This is a genomic window from Pedobacter yonginensis (assembly GCF_003173595.1).
GTDB lineage: Bacteria > Bacteroidota > Bacteroidia > Sphingobacteriales > Sphingobacteriaceae > Pedobacter > Pedobacter yonginense.
In genome coordinates this window covers 247,243-264,861 of sequence record NZ_QGNZ01000002.1, presented here as the reverse complement: position 1 = coordinate 264,861, position 17,619 = coordinate 247,243, and the positions used below count along the sequence as shown (strand labels likewise).

Annotated in this window: 15 protein-coding genes; 10 read left to right on the top strand and 5 right to left on the bottom strand. The window is 38.6% G+C overall.

Annotated features, from left to right (window positions below):
• Window positions 1-12: 12 nt before the first annotated feature.
• The 9 genes from secA (at window position 13) to DHW03_RS07865 (ending at window position 11,243) form a co-directional block, all read left to right on the top strand.
• The gene (gene secA / locus DHW03_RS07905; RefSeq protein ID WP_109925224.1) at window positions 13-3,315 is read left to right on the top strand and encodes a preprotein translocase subunit SecA; all 3,303 of its coding nucleotides are present in this window, start codon (window positions 13-15) and stop codon (window positions 3,313-3,315) included.
• A 261-nt stretch (window positions 3,316-3,576) separates the two neighbouring features.
• Window positions 3,577-3,954 (top strand): PEGA domain-containing protein, encoded by a 378-nt coding sequence (locus DHW03_RS07900; protein WP_109925223.1) that lies wholly within the window; start codon window positions 3,577-3,579, stop codon window positions 3,952-3,954.
• Between the two features lie 311 nt (window positions 3,955-4,265).
• Window positions 4,266-4,709: an SPOR domain-containing protein gene (locus DHW03_RS07895; RefSeq protein WP_109925222.1), complete on the top strand. Its 444-nt coding sequence runs from the start codon at window positions 4,266-4,268 to the stop codon at window positions 4,707-4,709.
• Window positions 4,696-5,880, top strand: coding sequence for a M20 metallopeptidase family protein (locus DHW03_RS07890; protein ID WP_109925221.1), 1,185 nt, complete (start codon window positions 4,696-4,698; stop codon window positions 5,878-5,880). The genes DHW03_RS07895 and DHW03_RS07890 overlap by 14 nt, the downstream gene beginning before the upstream one ends.
• Window positions 5,881-5,972: 92 nt before the next feature.
• Complete coding sequence (locus tag DHW03_RS07885; protein ID WP_109925220.1) at window positions 5,973-6,914, top strand: hypothetical protein; 942 nt, start codon at window positions 5,973-5,975, stop codon at window positions 6,912-6,914.
• A 166-nt stretch (window positions 6,915-7,080) separates the two neighbouring features.
• Window positions 7,081-7,740 carry an SGNH/GDSL hydrolase family protein gene (locus DHW03_RS07880; RefSeq protein WP_109925219.1) on the top strand — a complete coding sequence of 220 codons (660 nt, stop codon included), beginning with the start codon at window positions 7,081-7,083 and terminating at the stop codon, window positions 7,738-7,740.
• A 100-nt stretch (window positions 7,741-7,840) separates the two neighbouring features.
• Window positions 7,841-9,817 carry a DNA primase gene (dnaG, locus tag DHW03_RS07875; protein WP_109925218.1) on the top strand — a complete coding sequence of 659 codons (1,977 nt, stop codon included), beginning with the start codon at window positions 7,841-7,843 and terminating at the stop codon, window positions 9,815-9,817.
• A gap of 6 nt (window positions 9,818-9,823) precedes the next feature.
• Entirely contained in the window at window positions 9,824-10,189 is a 366-nt protein-coding gene (locus tag DHW03_RS07870; RefSeq protein ID WP_109925217.1) for a YraN family protein, read from the top strand.
• Window positions 10,167-11,243 carry a glutaminyl-peptide cyclotransferase gene (locus DHW03_RS07865; RefSeq protein WP_109925216.1) on the top strand — a complete coding sequence of 359 codons (1,077 nt, stop codon included), beginning with the start codon at window positions 10,167-10,169 and terminating at the stop codon, window positions 11,241-11,243. The genes DHW03_RS07870 and DHW03_RS07865 overlap by 23 nt, the downstream gene beginning before the upstream one ends.
• A gap of 216 nt (window positions 11,244-11,459) precedes the next feature.
• Here the strand turns inward: DHW03_RS07865 and DHW03_RS07860 are convergent, their stop codons facing one another.
• The 5 genes from DHW03_RS07860 to pgi form a co-directional block, all read right to left on the bottom strand.
• Window positions 11,460-11,990, bottom strand: a complete 531-nt coding sequence (locus tag DHW03_RS07860; RefSeq protein WP_109925215.1) for a DUF4251 domain-containing protein — start codon at window positions 11,988-11,990, stop codon at window positions 11,460-11,462.
• 170 nt (window positions 11,991-12,160) lie between these two features.
• Window positions 12,161-12,613 carry a QcrA and Rieske domain-containing protein gene (locus tag DHW03_RS07855; RefSeq protein ID WP_109925214.1) on the bottom strand — a complete coding sequence of 151 codons (453 nt, stop codon included), beginning with the start codon at window positions 12,611-12,613 and terminating at the stop codon, window positions 12,161-12,163.
• A gap of 13 nt (window positions 12,614-12,626) precedes the next feature.
• Entirely contained in the window at window positions 12,627-13,565 is a 939-nt protein-coding gene (locus DHW03_RS07850; protein ID WP_109925213.1) for a DUF5777 family beta-barrel protein, read from the bottom strand.
• 4 nt (window positions 13,566-13,569) lie between these two features.
• The gene (locus DHW03_RS07845; RefSeq protein ID WP_205940977.1) at window positions 13,570-14,130 is read right to left on the bottom strand and encodes a YceI family protein; all 561 of its coding nucleotides are present in this window, start codon (window positions 14,128-14,130) and stop codon (window positions 13,570-13,572) included.
• A gap of 273 nt (window positions 14,131-14,403) precedes the next feature.
• Window positions 14,404-16,050, bottom strand: coding sequence for a glucose-6-phosphate isomerase (gene pgi / locus DHW03_RS07840; protein WP_109925212.1), 1,647 nt, complete (start codon window positions 16,048-16,050; stop codon window positions 14,404-14,406).
• Between the two features lie 242 nt (window positions 16,051-16,292).
• Here pgi and DHW03_RS07835 point away from each other — a divergent pair, with 242 nt between their 5' ends.
• Window positions 16,293-17,597, top strand: a complete 1,305-nt coding sequence (locus DHW03_RS07835; protein ID WP_109925211.1) for an amidohydrolase — start codon at window positions 16,293-16,295, stop codon at window positions 17,595-17,597.
• Window positions 17,598-17,619 lie beyond the last annotated feature (22 nt).

Here is a 17,619-nt window from a genome sequence, read left to right as displayed (position 1 = left end):
GATTAAAATATAATGTTAGGATTTTTAGCGAAGGTTTTCGGAAGTAAATCAGAAAGAGATATCAAGAGCATACAGCCCTTGGTAGTTAAAATAAACGAACACTACAGTAAATTATCTGCCCTGAGCAATGATGAATTACGTGGTAAAACAATAGAATTCAAAGAAAAAATTTCCACTTTTTTAGCAGATATTGATGCTAAAATTGCGGCTTTAAAAAACGATGCTGAGGGTGATGATTTAGATCTTCACCAAAAAACAGCCCTTTATGATCAAGTAGATGCATTGGGCAAAGAGCGTGATGCAGAACTGGAAAAAGTGCTTTTGGAAATTTTGCCGGAGGCTTTTGCCGTTGTAAAAGAAACTTCACGCAGATTAAGCGAAAACGACTATTTGGAAGTGACCGCTACTCAGTTTGATAAGGATTATGCGGCAAGAAAAAACAATGTAAAAATTGTTGGCGATAAAGCACAATGGGCAAATAAATGGGATGCCGCCGGAACGGAAGTTTCGTGGAATATGGTGCATTACGATGTGCAGTTAATTGGTGGTATTGTTTTGCACAGTGGTAAAATTGCCGAAATGGCTACTGGTGAGGGTAAAACCTTGGTAAGTACATTGCCTGCTTATTTGAATGCCCTTGCTGGTCAAGGTGTACACATTGTTACGGTGAATGATTATCTAGCTCGTCGTGATAGTGAATGGAATGGCCCACTATTCGAATTCCATGGTTTAAGTGTAGATTGTATTGATAAACATGAGCCAAATTCTGAAGAAAGAAGAAAAGCTTATGCCGCTGATATTACCTACGGTACCAACAACGAATTTGGTTTTGATTACCTGCGTGACAATATGTCGCAAACGCCAGATCAATTGGTGCAACGTAAATTGCACTTTGCAATGGTGGATGAGGTCGATTCAGTATTAATTGATGATGCCCGTACACCATTAATTATTTCTGGTCCTATTCCTCGTGGCGATGAACACGAATTTTATGAGTTGAAACCACGTATCGAACGTTTGGTTAACGCTCAAAAAGCATATGTTTCTTCAGCATTAAACGAAGCCAAAAAACTGATCAACGCGGGCAATACCGGAACCGAAGAAGGTGAAGGTGGTTTAGCACTATTACGTGCTTATCGTGGTTTGCCAAAAAATAAGGCCTTAATTAAATTTTTAAGCGAAAGTGGTGTTCGTGGTTTGTTATTAAAAACCGAAAATTACTACATGGCAGATCAATCTAAGAATATGCCTAAGGTAGATTCGGAGTTGTTCTTCTATATCGACGAAAAAAATAATCAGGTAGAATTAACTGAAAAAGGGATTGAATTAATTACCCAATCGGGAGAAGATCCTCATTTCTTTGTATTGCCTGATGTGGGTACTGAAGTGGCTGATTTAGAGAAATCTGATTTGCCTTTAGAGGAAAAAGTAGTTCAAAAAGATGCTTTAATGCGCGATTATTCGGTTAAAGCAGAACGTATCCATTCTGTAAATCAACTATTAAAAGCCTATACCTTATTCGAAATCGATGTAGAATACATCATTGATGAAGGCAAGATAAAAATTGTTGATGAGCAAACAGGTCGTATTATGGATGGTCGTCGTTATTCTGACGGCTTACACCAAGCCATTGAGGCCAAAGAAAATGTAAAGGTTGAGGATGCAACTCAAACCTATGCTACAGTAACCCTGCAAAATTACTTCCGTATGTACCATAAGCTTTGTGGTATGACTGGTACTGCAACAACAGAAGCAGGCGAGTTTTGGTCTATCTATAAATTAGATGTAGTTGAAATTCCAACCAACAGAAATATCTCTAGAAAAGATGAGCAAGATTACGTTTACCGTACGGTTCGGGAGAAATACAATGCAGTAGCCGATGAAATTGTGAAATTAACAGAGGCAGGTCGCCCAGTTTTGGTGGGTACCACTTCAGTTGAGATTTCTGAATTGTTAAGCCGTATGCTTAAACTCCGCGGAATTAAGCACAACGTATTAAACGCTAAAATGCACCAGAAAGAGGCGGATATTGTTGCCGAAGCCGGACAAGCAGGCACCGTTACCATTGCAACCAACATGGCTGGTCGTGGTACCGATATAAAATTGGGTGCAGGCGTTAAAGAAGCAGGAGGTTTGGCCATCGTAGGTACTGAGCGGCACGAATCTCGTCGTGTTGACAGACAGTTGCGAGGTCGTGCAGGTCGTCAGGGCGATCCAGGTTCATCACAATTCTTCGTTTCATTGGAGGATAACTTAATGCGTTTGTTTGGTTCTGAAAGAATCTCAAGCATTATGGTGCGTATGGGAATTGAAGATGGTGAAGTGATTCAACACTCTATGATTACCAAATCCATCGAGCGTGCCCAAAAGAAAGTTGAAGAAAACAACTTCGGTATTCGTAAGCGTTTATTGGAATACGATGATGTTATGAATTCTCAACGTACCGTTATTTATGCGAAGCGTAAAAACGCTTTATTCGGCGAACGTTTGGATGTGGACATGAACAATATGGTGTTTGATGTTGCTGAAGATATCGTTACAGAATATAAAGAAGAAGCTAATTACGATGGTTTTAAACTTGAAGTAATTAAAAACTTCTCGATAGATACAGCGATTACTGAGAAAGAGTTTTCATCATCAAACATCGCAACGCTTACAGAACGTTTATTCGAAGAAGCCGAAGTATTTTATGCGCGCAAATCAGAATCCATTATTCAACAATCATTGCCTGTTTTAACTCAAGTTTACGAAGAACGCGGTCAGCAGATTGAGCAAATTGTTGTTCCATTCACAGATGGTATTCGTGGAATTCAGGTTGCTGTTGATTTAAAGAAAGCCATTGACAATAAAGGAAAAGAGGTTGTTCGATCATTCGAGAAAACAATTGTTTTAGCTTTAATTGATGACAGCTGGAAAGAGCATTTGCGTGAAATGGATGATTTGAAACAATCGGTTCAGAATGCAGTTTACGAACAAAAAGATCCATTGGTAATTTATAAAATGGAAGCTTTCAACTTGTTTAAAAACATGTTAAATGCTGTAAATAAAGAGGTTGTGAGTTTCTTATATAAAGGTGGTATTCCTGTACAACAAGAACCAGAAGATGTAAGAGAAGCACCAGCGCCGAAAAAACAACCTAAGCTACAAACCACCAAACAAGAATTTGGTAGAGAGGAGCCAGGAGTTGAATTTGGAGATACACGCGAAGCAGTACCGCAACAACCGGTTCGTAAAGAAGCAACAGTTGGCCGTAACGAACCATGCCCATGCGGTAGTGGTAAGAAATACAAAAACTGTCACGGCGCAAACCTGTAGCTAGCCATTGCCCAATCTTATTTGCTAAAGCCACATCAATCGATGTGGTTTTTTTTGCAACAAAATTTTTACTTTTAGATATAACTTCTATTTTAGCGAAATAGAAATTTAAAAATTTCTTGAAAATGTTTAATAAATCAATTTGAAACTGGTAGGCAGTTTTTTAATGATGTAACAATTTAAAATGGAGACCAGAAACCATAAAAAACGGGGCGTAACTGAAAAGCCATAAGAGTAAGAACACACACAAAAAACACACAAATGAAAAAAGTAATGAACACTGTTGCTGTATCAGCGACATTGCTGCTATCAAGCTGCGCCACTATTTTTACGGGAACCAGTCAAACCGTTCAAATTAACTCAAACCCACCAGCTGCAACTATTGAAGTAGACGGAGTAAAAACAGGTGTTACGCCTATGGCTGTATCACTTAAGAAAGGTTTTAGCGGACAAACCATCAGTTTAAAACTAGATGGTTACGAAACAAAAACATTTCAGCCCAAAACCGCTTTCAACGCAGTTGGCATTGTAAATGTATTATTTTGGCCAGGTTTTGCTATAGATGCAGCTACTGGAGCAATGATGAAATACGATCCAAAAGTTTACGAATTTACATTGGAGCCTAAAAAGGCACAATAAAAATCCCTTTAATGGTTATAATTCTAAAGGTCAGGTTTCGTAAGGAACTTGGCCTTTGTGTTGTTGTAGCTTTAATTTCATTTTGCCTCAAAGATCCCAATTTTCAGCCTTTGGGCGAATCATCCACGTTCTTCAATTTGAACCGATTTTCAAAACGGTATGCTTCTTCCGCCCTCGCAAGCGCCAAGAAATCGAAAAAATCTGCTCTGGATAATAACCATTTGCACAACCCATAAAGAATGTCGATTTTTGCACATATTTTCGGTTCCATTGTTGTTAAACAATTTCCGAATGCCCAGCGTTAATCATACATGAAAATACTATTTACTTTTATTGGCTGTTTACTTTTATTTAAAGCATCGTTTGCACAAAAGGGGGAAGTAACGGAGATAAAAGATCCAAAAATTGATAGTTTAATTGCTAAGCGCCTAGAAGTTTATAAAACCGGGGGCGATGTGGTCAAATCGAACAAGCCCATCGTTTCGGGCTATGGCTATAGAGTACAAATTTTTTATGGCTCCGATCGGCGTGAGGTGTTTAACCAACAAGCGCGATTTAAAGGAAGCTATCCAAAATTGAATACCTATATCGTTTATAAAGAGCCAAATTATTACGTGCGTGTTGGCGATTTTCGTACCAGATTGGAAGCTCAACGTTTAATCAACGAGCTTCGCCCAACTTTCCCCACTTTATTTATATTTAGGGAAAAAATTAATGCGCCAACCTTAGAAACTGCTTCTGATGATCAAAAATAAAATTCAAGAATTAGCGAACAGCATTTTTAATGATGTAGTTGGCTATCGTCAACATATTCATGCCAATCCCGAACTGTCATTCAAAGAATTTCAAACTTCCTTGTTTGTGAAAGACAAATTAGCCAAATGGGGAATTGAATTTACAGATTGTGCAAATACTGGTGTTGTGGGCTTAATCAAAGGAAAGCTACCATCCGATAACGTTATTGCTTTACGTGCTGATATGGACGCCCTTCCCATCCATGAGGCAAACGATAAACCCTATGCTTCCAAAAATCATGGCGTAATGCACGCCTGTGGGCACGATGTTCATACTTCCTCCCTTCTAGGTACTGCTTTCATCTTGAATCAATTAAAAGACGAATTTGGCGGAACCATAAAACTGATTTTCCAACCCGCAGAAGAATTACTTCCCGGTGGGGCGAGCATTATGATTAAGGAAGGTGTTTTAGAAAACCCAAAACCAGATTATATTGTCGGTCAGCACGTTATGCCTTTAATAGAAACGGGGAAAGTAGGTTTTCGTTCGGGTATTTACATGGCTTCTACCGATGAGCTGTACGTTACCGTAACTGGAAAAGGTGGGCATGGCGCACAACCACACCAAAATATCGACCCTGTTTTAATCGCATCGCACATTATTGTCGCTTTGCAGCAAATTGTAAGTCGTAATGCCGATCCACGTTTACCTTCTGTTTTATCCTTTGGAAAAGTTACCGCAAATGGCGCAACCAATATTATCCCAAATGAAGTTAAAATTGAAGGAACATTTAGAACTTTGGATGAAAACTGGAGAGCCGAAGCGCATAAACGCATGAAAAAAATGGCTGAAGGCATGGCAGAAAGCATGGGCGGAAGCTGTGATTTTGATATCCACAGGGGTTATCCATTTCTCATTAACGAAGAAAAGTTAACCGCCAACGCAAGATCCTTTGCAGAAGATTTTTTAGGTAAAGAAAACGTAATTGATTTGGATATTTGGATGGCAGCGGAAGATTTCTCATTCTACTCTCAGGTTACTGATGCCTGTTTTTACAGGTTGGGTACTGGCAATACCGCCAAAGAAACCCAATATTCTGTTCATACGCCAAGGTTTGATGTAGATGAAGATGCACTGAAAATATCAACAGGTTTAATGGCTTATATCGCCCTGAAGCAGCTCGGAAATTAAATAAGGCGCATCGAGTAAATATAGTGGGCTATCGCCTACCCATTTCTGCACTACATTATAAATGGGCATCGTTTTTGTCAACACAATCAAGCATGAAGAAATTATTTTTATTTTTCGTTTCAATCGCTCTATTTTACAACAGTTATGGGCAGGAAATCCCTCGATTTAACCCCGACACGATAAAAACGATTACGCTTGATTCGGCTGTAAATATTAAAGCGGAGCGCCTAAACATCGAAACATTTATCAATCGCATCGTAAACGATACCTCGTTTTATCAATCTTTTAGAGATATGAAACGATACACTTTCATTGCCGAAAATCGAATTTACACCTACGATAAAAAGAACAAGGTTGATGGTAAAATTTATCGCAAAATACGCCACAACAACCAAGGGCCTTATAAAATGGAATATCTGTTGAAGCAAGACACTGGAAAAATCTATAAAAAGAATGGAAAGTATCAGCTCTACACCGTGGAGATGTTCGACTATATTTTTATGAATGCCTACAATACCGATTTTGTGCCAAATGCACCATCAGGTGATGGAAAAGGCGGTACAAATGAAAGTTATAAGGATAAATTAAAAACGCTGATCTTTAATCCGGGTAGGCCCGTTAAAGTGCCTTTTATTGGCAGTAAAACCGAGATCTTTTCAGCAAACATGCGCCAATATTACGATTATGGTTTCACCAGTGGTACCTACCTAGATTCCATTCCGGTATATCGCTTCAAAGTTTCGGTTAAGCCCGATTTGAGCAGTTGGACAAAAGATGGCATCATGATTAAAGAGTTGGTTACCATTTTTGATAAGCGTAATTTTAATATTTTAGGTCGATACGTGGATATGAAGTACAGCAACATGCTTTTTGATTTCGATGTGCAAATGAATATTGAAATGGGGTATTTTGGTGATGATAAACTGCCAACAAAAATTACTTACCAAGGCAATTGGGATTATCCTTTCAAAAAGGAAGAACGAGCAAGTTTCCTAATCGTTCATAAAGATTACAAACTCGAAAAGGGTAAATAATTCGCATAAATAACACGTAAAAAATCAATATTTTTGGTTGATTTGGATAGGCAGCTTTCTATAAGACAGAAGGCATCTCTCCATTAAGCAATTTTAGTTTCGATTTCCAGAATTTAGATTTTAAATAGACAGATAAACAGTAATTCTAACCAATATATAACCCATTATGAAAATCCTATTCAAAACCAGCATTTTACTTTGTATTTGCTTAATCGTATTAACCTCAATGACATTTAAACCAAAACGAATCATATTCTTTGGCGATTCGATTACGCAACAAGGCGTTTCTAAAAATGGATATGTTACCTTAATTAAAAAATCCTTAGACTCTACAAAATACAATGTTATTGGAGCCGGAATTGGCGGCAATAAGGTGTATGATTTGTACTTACGCCTGGAAGATGATGTACTGAATAAAAAGCCAGACTTAGTTGTGATTTATGTAGGCATAAATGATGTTTGGCACAAGCAATCGTCACATACCGGAACCGATTATGATAAATATTTGAAATTCTATCAGGCATTAATTAACAAAATTCAAGGCGTAGGCAGTAAAGTAGTTTTGGTTACCCCATCGGTTGTGGGCGAGAAAAAAGATGGCACTAATGAGCTTGACGCAGATTTGAATAAGTATGCTGCGGGTATCAGAGAATTGGCAGCAAAAAACAATCTTCCGGTTTGCGATTTAAGAAAAATCTTTACAGAATATGAAGCAAAAAACAATCCTGAAGATAAAGAAAAAGGAATATTAACCGTTGATAGGGTACATTTAAACGAAACTGGAAATAAGTTGGTGGCAGATCAACTATTGCCATTGGTAAAATAGTTTCGCTAGATGCAATAATGGATGAACAATTGTGCGCTCATGAGTGGATAAAAACAAATGTAGATGGCATAACTGCTTAATCTCGTAAACGATATAAAACTTGATCAACCGCGAAACGATAGATAAAATCATGGATACCGCCCGAATTGAGGAGGTAGTGGGGGATTTTGTACACTTAAAAAAACGCGGAACCAGCCTCATTGGCAATTGTCCTTTTCATGGCGAAAAAACACCGTCGTTTCACGTTTCGGTAACCAAAGGTATTTATAAATGTTTTGGTTGTGGCAAAGGGGGAGATTCTGTGCGCTTTATCATGGATCACGAGAAATATTCGTACCCAGAAGCCCTTAAGTTTTTAGCCAACAAATACAATATTGAGGTTGAGGAGACAGAACTTAGCCCTCAGGCAGCCGAAGCACAAAGCGCAAAGGAAAGTCTTTATATCGTATCGCAATACGCCGCAGCATTTTTTGTAAAGCAACTTTGGGAAACCGACGAGGGAAAGGGAATTGGTCTTAGTTATTTTAAGGAGCGCGGTTTTAGAGAAGACATCCTCAAAAAATTTGAAGTCGGCTACTCGCCTGATGTTTGGGACGCCATGACCCAGAGTGCCATAAATGCAGGTCATAACATCGAGTTTTTAGAAGCCACAGGTCTATCCATCAAAAACGAGAAAGGTAAAATCTACGATCGGTTTAGAGGTAGGGTGATGTTTCCGATCCATAATTTTACAGGCAGAATTATTGGTTTTGGGGGTAGAACACTTAAAACCGATAAAAATGTTCCGAAGTATGTAAACTCTCCAGAGAGCGAGATCTACCATAAATCCAATGTGCTCTATGGCTTATTCCATGCGAAAAAAGCCATTCGAGAATCGGATAATTGCTATCTGGCTGAAGGATATGCCGATGTACTTTCGGTTCATCAAGCCGGAATAGAAAATGTAGTGGCTTCTTCTGGAACATCGCTCACAGTAGAGCAAATTAAGTTAATCGGTCGTTTTACGCAAAACGTAACCATTTTATTCGATGGAGATGCCGCTGGTATTAAGGCATCTTTGCGTGGTTTGGATATGATTTTGGAGGAAGGGCTCAACGTTAAAATTGTTTCTTTCCCTGATGGGCACGATCCAGATTCGTATATGCACCACGTTGGTGCAGGGGCTTTTAAAACCTATTTAGAGCAGAATAGAAAAGACTTTATTTTGTATAAAGCCAATGTTTTGCTAAAAGATGCAGGCGATGATCCAATAAAAAGAGCAGGAATCATTCGTGATATTGTTGAAAGTATCGCTAAAATTCCCGATCAAATTAAGGCTTCTGTTTTTATTCGCGAGTGCAGTAGCTTGCTTGAAATTGAGGAGAGAATTTTGCTGACAGAACTGAACAAAATGCGTTCTGCAAAAAGTAAAAAAACTTTCGAAAGCAACCAGAGGGCAAGTCAAACCAATAATTACGCGCATTCATCAAATGCCCCTGAGCCATTAGGTCCGCCAGATAACCTATGGGATGATGCTGCTGGGCCTGGTGAAACGCAGGTGCAGTCGCTGGCAGAAGATCATCAGGAAAGAGAAGTGGTGCGTTTATTATTGGCCTATGGTCATGAATTTGTGAATTGGGATAACATTGATGATATGTACATCGGTTCCTTCATTATGCAGAATTTGGCTGATGTTGATTTCGAAAATGCGCTCTGCAAAAGAATAGTAGATTATTATAAATCTGAAATTGATAACGGACGATTGCCAACTGCAAATCATTTTATTAAAAATGAAGATCGCGACATTGCAGATTTAGCCATTACCCTTTCTACCTCAGAATATGCATTGAGCGAAAATTGGTTAAACAAGCATCAAATTTATGTGAAAGATGAATCTATGCACTTAAAGGCAACCATACTTGGAGGCATTTTTCATCTTAAAAAACATAAGGTTGATAAAATTTTATCTAATTTGTTGAAAGAAATTAAAGATGAAAAAGATATGGATAACCAGATGATTTTGATGCAACGTTATGGGGTTATTAAAGGTGTAGAGAGGGAAATTTCTAAATTTCTGGGTTCAGTCATTGTAAAATAGTTTAAAGTGGCCATTCACAACGAGCTAGGTAAAGCAGGCGAAGGAATTGCCAAACAATATCTGGAAGATAATGGCTACGAAATTTTAGACGAGAATTGGGTACATGGTAAGGCTGAGCTGGATTTAATCGCCTATATGAACGGCATTATGGTTTTTGTTGAAGTAAAAGCCAGAAGTTCAATCGCTTTTGGACAGCCAGAAGATTTTGTTCATAAAGCAAAGCAGAAACAAATGGAGCTTGCCTCCGCCGCCTATATTGAAATGATGAATCATCAAAATGATGTTCGTTTTGATATTATTGCAATTACATTCACAAAAAATAAAAGTTATACATTAAATCATATCGAAGATGCTTTTTGGCCAGAAGATTAAAAACCTATTTTTTATTACAATTTTGGTTGCAGGTATAAGTTCCTGTAAAGATGCTCCATCTGTAACGTACAGAAGCATTGTTTCGCCAATTATTGGCTTAAATGTACCATCGGGTAATGAAATAGAGGTTAAGGTGCAGTTTGGAACCGACCGTAAAGTAGATTCTGTTGTTTACCTGTTGGATACCGTAAAATTAGAAACCAAGCAAGATACCTCTATTTTAAAGCTAAAAACGGCAGGATTGAAGTTGGGTAATCACCTCATTACAGCAAAAGTGTTTGGAGAGGGAAAATCAGATGATTTAACCACTAATATCAACATTCTGTCAAACATTGAGCCCATCCAATATGGCTATAAAATTATTAAAAGTTTGCCTCACGATACTTCATCGTATGTAGAGGGTTTGGAATATCACGATGGATATTTCTACGAAAGTGCTGGTGATTATGGCCATTCGAGCTTGAGGAAAGTAGAACCCACCACAGGAAAAATTGTTCAAAAGGCAGATTTGGATAAGCAATACTTTGGCGAGGGCATAACTGTAATTGGCGATAAAATCATCCAACTCACCTATCGCGAAAAAGTGGGTTTTGTGTATGATAAAGCTACCTTGAAAAAAATCGGAGAGTTTCCTTATACCCACGGTACACAGGAGGGTTGGGGTTTGTATTTTGATGGAAATAAAGTGTTGAACACAGATGGTTCTGGCACCATATTTTTCTTAGATAAAAATACTTATCAGCCTGTTGGTTCAATTGATGTGTTCGATAATAAAGGCGCAATCAAAGATTTGAACGAATTGGAACTTATTGATGGGAAAATTTATGCCAATGTGTACACTACAAATGATATTTTAATTATCGATGCCACCTCAGGTGCTGTTGAAGCTAGAATTGATTTATCAGGACTGCTGCCCGAAGGCTATTTTAAAACGGAAGATGCCATTGGAAATAATGTGTTAAATGGTATTGCTTACGATAAGGCAACTAGAAGACTTTTTGTTACCGGAAAAAAATGGCCACACATTTTCGAAATCAAATTGATTAAAAAGTAAGCTCGATACAAAAAAGGTGCGTCCTCCCGATTGGAGCGGGGACGGGAAGATTTTTTAAAGAAAGAACGCAAACATCTTTAAATGATTTCTCCGCTGCGGTCGAAAGGACGATCCCTTAATACGGTCGAAATGGCGCCTAAGTAATCCGTCTTTTCGACTGGAGCGCAGCGGATCTTGAGGTTTCGAAAACTTGAAATTTAGAATCCTTAAACAACTTTAGTCATTTTTTTTAGGTTCGCTCAAATAACCGTTGAAAGTTATGGGTTGCTTATTAACGCTACTGGCTATCAATGAAGCATATCCATTCGCAGAAATGTTAATGGTAAAGCGGTAATTTTCTCTCTTAACATCTTTCGTGTTAATTTGAATGGTATAGGATCCTTTTTTCGACTTTGATTCTGTATAAGTAAAATCCTTTGAGGTAAACTTGATCCCGCCCTCAGATGGGTTGTATGGGGCGTTAAACGAACGACCGTAAAAAGGCAGATAAGCAATTACGCTATCTTTATTAACCTTAACGTCATACTGAGAGCCAGTAAGATTAATTAAACCACCACCTTGTCCGCCTTGCAATTGTGATAAAACATTGTTAATGTCGTTATTCGCCATTGGGATGGCTGTATTGGCAATAAAAGTATAGTTTTTTTCAGCAACAATTTTTGCGGTAGTTTCTTTATTGGTTTGAGCAAAGGCTTGGGTAGCTAAAGCTAATATGGCAATGCTCAATAGGGATTTTAAATTTTTCATGATTAATATTTTTAATGAAATAACAACTTAATGATGTGCTAGCCTGTCGGATTCCATAAAATACGGCAACTCAAAAATTTTTTATACCTAAATGTAATCAATAATTCAGCCAAAGTAAAAAAGGCGATACCATAAAATGATACCGCCTAACCCCTAATAAAAACAAATTACTATGCTGTGGCAGAAAGTGTTGTGCCTGTAAGTGTTAATGGATATGTTCTTAGTGCGCTTGTTGTTCCACCATCGTTAGGTTGGGCTAAAATGCTACCTGTGGTTGTATATCTTGAAGCATGCAAACTGCACTGGATAAAGTTGCTGGCTTGGATGAAGCTTAACGATCCACCTTGGTGCGGGCATACGGCTTGGGTGGCCGCAAAAGATGTAGTCGCATTTCCAGTCGCTGTTCGAATAAACAATATTCCACTTACCACTATAGATGCACCCACTGTTAGCAGTTGAGTTCCAAGATCTACACTTGCTGTGGTTCCAGCAGGTACGCCACCGCCGCCTGGGGTGCTAGGAGATGGGTCATCGCCTTTTTTACCGCAACCAGCTAAACACGATCCTGTGCAAACTAGGGCTATTCCTAAGCCCAAAGATTTAATAAATTCGTTACGTTCCATAATTTCTGTTTTGTTAGTATATTTTAGATTGAAGATCTTTATCTTTCGATTTGAACAAAGTGAAGTTTCTTGAAATGGTAAATCCAAATCGAACACCCCCATGTTTCCAAGATTTTTTAGTGTCTGGAATAAAACTATTCTCTGAAATAAATTCAGCGTTCATAAAGTTGAGCGAGAACACATGTCCGCCAGTTTCTATTTCCAAACCAAGGCCTAAGGGATTATAAAATTTCTGAAACAAATCTGTTGGCCGATTGATGCCATTCACCCATGTGTAATCGGCTACAAAAGATAATCTTTTGGTTAATTTTAACCTTCCGGCAAAGCCGATGCTGAACAAGCTTTCTGGGTCTCTCGCCTCAGTTGTGTTTTTTCTGAGTAATACCGATGGCGCCACCTGTAAAGAAAGGCGCTGAGTAATTTTTCTAGAGAAGATGGGTTGTAAAAAGTAGCTGAAACGATTGGCATAGGTTTCAAATTCTGTTGTTGTAAAAGGTTCTCTGGCTATCCAACCCATTTGTGCCAGTAAAGTAATATTGAGCGGGATGTTGCCAGAATTTCCTCCTTCTTGTTCCAATAGCTTATATTTCAGAAATCCATTATAAAGTTCGTTGTGCTTGCTCCTTCCAATACTTACTGTTAAGCGATCGGTAATGCCATAATCGAATCCAATAAAAAGATCTGATGCCACATCTAAACCATAAAGCGTATGCGCACTACCAAATTCTCCACCTATATCGCCAAAATGATGGCGAATGCGCATATCCAGATCGTGCTTCTTTTGGGTTTCGGTAGATTGTGAAAGTACAATCCGTGTGGATTTAAAAGTGGGATTCAGCACTTTTATTTTTGTGGTGTCGGTCATCGTTTTTAACAATGAATCGGCAGACTGAGCATAAACATTGCCGCTTATTAAAACAGCAAAACCTAGTAAAGTAGAGATTTTTAACATGTATTTAAGGCTTTAAGTTGAGGGTTCCATTAACTTTTACAGCTATTATTTTAGCAATCTTGGTAAAAACAAGCGTAGGGATTTCGATATTGTGATCTACACACGCCACATCAAAACTAGATGAGATTGTTACAGATCCATTTTTTATCGTAATTTTTGCAGGGATACTTCTCACTTTGCTCACCCCATGAACGGTTAGGGTGCCTTTTGCCATCACGCTGTATTCGCCATCTTTTGCCCAATTGATGTTTGGATCTACCGTTCCCTTGAAATATGCTGTAGGGTATTTGTCGCTTTCCAGATAGTTTTCATTGAAGTGTTCCTGCATCAATTTTTTTTCAAACTCAAAACTTTTAATGGGTACTTGAAATGCAAAATCGCCTGTTTTTGAAATGAGCGCGGCAACGGTTTTGTTGCTGGCCGCTTTTATATCCTCGATGGGTGTTGAAGAAAAGAAGGAGGTTCTTAAATTGCTTGATGTAAAGCTTTGAGCATTTACGGAGATGCAAAGCATGAGAAGAAATGCCGCAAAAAGGATAACTAAAATTTGCTTTTTTTTATTCATAACCAGAGTGTTTTAGAATTTTTATATCCTATTTATAAAAACCTGCCTGTTGCGCCCGATTAATTTTTAAAGCCCGTAAATTTTATAAAAGGATGATTTCGCAACAGCAAAGATTTTCTAAAATTGAATTTCCAATGAATTCAAAGTTGATTACGTGTGCTTCTGTATGATGGTTGCTTATCGCATTGGAAATAAATTAGTGTAGGTCTCAAAAACAAAAAATCCTGCTCAAAATGAATTGAGCAGGATTTTCGTGTTAAAATGTTTTGTATCTTATCGCCACGCCTTGTATTGGTTGATGAGTCCGTTGGTGGAACCATCATGGCTAGAAATTTCTTCATTACCTTTTAATTCGGGTAGGATTTTTTTAGCTAGTTGCTTACCCAATTCCACACCCCATTGGTCAAAGCTAAAGATGTTCCAAATGATGCCTTGAACAAATATTTTATGCTCGTACATGGCCACTAAGCTGCCCAAGCTGTACGGCGTTATTTTTTTAAGTAGGATGGAATTTGTGGGTCTGTTTCCTTCAAATACCTTAAATGGTGCAAGTTTTTTAATTTCTGCGTCTGTTTTACCCTCCTTTTTCAGTTCTGCTGAAACTTCTTCCTCACTTTTGCCATTCATTAATGCTTCCGTTTGTGCAAAGAAGTTGGACAACAAAATTTCATGGTGTTCTCCAAGTGGATTTAAACTTTGAGCAGGGGCGATAAAGTCTGCCGGAATAATCCTCGTGCCTTGATGAATCAATTGATAGAAAGCATGTTGTCCATTTGTTCCTGGCTCACCCCAAATAATTGGACCTGTTTCATAATCCACTTCATTGCCATTTCTATCTACATGCTTACCATTACTTTCCATGTCGCCTTGTTGAAAATAAGCAGAGAAACGATGTAGATATTGATCGTAAGGGAGTATTACTTGCGTTTCTGCATTGTAGAAATTGATGTACCAAACACCCAGTAGGCCTAAAATCACTGGAATATTGCTTTCAAATTCCGCCGTTTTGAAGTGATTGTCTGTTGCATGCGCCCCGGCTAAAAGTTGTTTGAAGTTATCAAAGCCGATGCTTAACGAAATGGATAATCCGATTGCGCTCCATAAAGAATAACGACCACCAACCCAATCCCAAAATTCGAACATGTTTTCGGTGTCGATTCCAAAGGCAGCTACATCTTTTGCATTGGTTGATAAGGCCGCAAAGTGCTTGGCAATATCATTCTCTTTACCACCTTTTTCTAAAAACCAAGAGCGTGCAGAATGTGCGTTCGTCATGGTTTCTTGCGTAGTAAAAGTTTTGGAAGCCACTAAAAATAAAGTAGTTTCTGCATCTAAATGTTTAAGCGTTTCGGCAATGTGCGTACCATCTATGTTAGAAACGAAGTGGATGTTTAGGTGATTTTTATAATGTTTTAATGCTTCGGTAACCATTACTGGACCTAAATCTGATCCCCCAATACCAATATTTACAACATCGGTAATGGCTTTGCCGGTGTAGCCTTTCCACTCGCCACTAATGATACTATTGCTAAATTTCTCCATTTTGGCCAGCACAGCATTCACCTCAGGCATTACGTCTTTGCCGTCAACCAGAACGGGTGTGCCGCTTAGATTTCTTAAGGTGATGTGCAGAACGGAGCGGTCTTCGGTTTCATTAATTTTATCGCCATTGTACATGGCTTTAATGGCCTCGTCTAGTTTGCATTCGCGGGCCAATTGCATTAACAAGGCTAAGGTTTCATCACTAATTCTATTTTTACTGTAGTCTAATAAAATGTCCTCAAAAAAAACCGAAAACTTGCTAAATCTATCGGCATCTTCTGCAAAAAGGGAGGCAATGCTTTTTTGATTGATATCTATGAAATGATCAGCCAAATATTTATAGGCTTCAGTTTCTGTAAAATTAATTTTTGGTAACATAGTCTTTTGTTTTTTTGTAAAAGTAAGAAAGCAAAAATTTAAAATCGTTTTTTTAGGTTCAAAAATTAGAATTGTTAATTAGTTAACCCTTTGTTCACCTCATTGCTTGGGTATAATTTTAGTTCAATTTAAGCCGAGCGAAGAAATGCTAATGGAACGTTTATTTTTCTTATTTAATACGACTATTCTTTTCCATAAAATTAACTAGATTAGGATGTTAATTAATCCCAAATCAATTCTTTATGAAAAAAATCTACTTATTGCTTTTTTCATTCACCTCTTTAGCTGCATTTGCCCAAAAATCTGAGCAAAGAGCGACTGTTGCCAAGAAAGCAGATGCAATTGAACAAAAAGTAATTTCATGGCGCAGAGATTTTCACGAACATCCAGAACTGGGAAACAATGAAGTGAGAACTGCCGGTATTATAGCCAAACATTTAGAGGCGTTAGGGATAAAAGTAACAACTGGGGTTGCCAAAACAGGTGTGGTTGGTATTCTGAAGGGCGGTAAACCTGGGCCTGTTGTTGCTTTACGTGCAGATATGGATGGCTTGCCAGTTACGGAAAGGGTTGATGTGCCTTTCGCGTCGAAGGTAAAGGCGCAATATAATGGGCAAACTGTGGGCGTGATGCATGCTTGTGGACACGATAGTCACGTTGCCATTCTCATGGGCGTGGCAGAAGTGCTTGCTTCCATGCAAAAAGACATACAAGGCACCGTGAAGTTTATTTTTCAACCTGCTGAAGAAGGGGTTTCTGCAGGTGAAGAGGGTGGGGCGGCTTTAATGGTAAAAGAGGGCGTGCTGGAAAATCCTAAGGTTGATGTCATTTTTGGACTTCACATCAATTCGCAAACCGAAGTAGGAACAGTAACCTATCGCCCCGGAGGAACGATGGCGGCTGTAAACGACATGAAAATTACGGTAACGGGCAGACAAGCGCATGGTGCATATCCTTGGAGCAGCATTGATCCAATCGTTACTTCAGCTCAAATTATCAATAATTTGCAAACCATTGTAAGTAGAAATTTAAATGTGACAGAAAACCCTGGTGTGGTAACCATTGGGGCGATTAACGGCGGTGTGCGTTCAAACATCATTCCCGAAAAAGTAGAGATGCTGGGTACGGTTAGAAATTTTAGCAAGGAAGATGAGGCGATGTTTATCGATAGAATTAAAACCATTGTAACCAAAACGGCCGAAGCCAATGGTGCAACCGCCGAAGTTAAAATTCCGTACAGCAACCATTACCCTGTAACGTTTAACAATATCGCCTTAACCGAAAAAATGTTGCCAAGCATGCGGGCTACGGCGGGCGCAGATTATGTAAAGTTGAAACCTCCTGTTACTGGCGCAGAAGATTTCTCGTTTTTTCAAGAAAAGGTACCGGGCTTATTTGTGTTTCTTGGGGGGATGCCCAAAGGAGCAGATCCTTTAAAAGCCCCATCGCACCATACCCCCGATTTTTATTTGGATGAAAGTGGGTTTGTTTTAGGGGTTAAGCTTTTATCTAACCTAACACTGGATTACATGGCCATGAAGAAATAAGCAAAAGTTTATTCTAACTCGG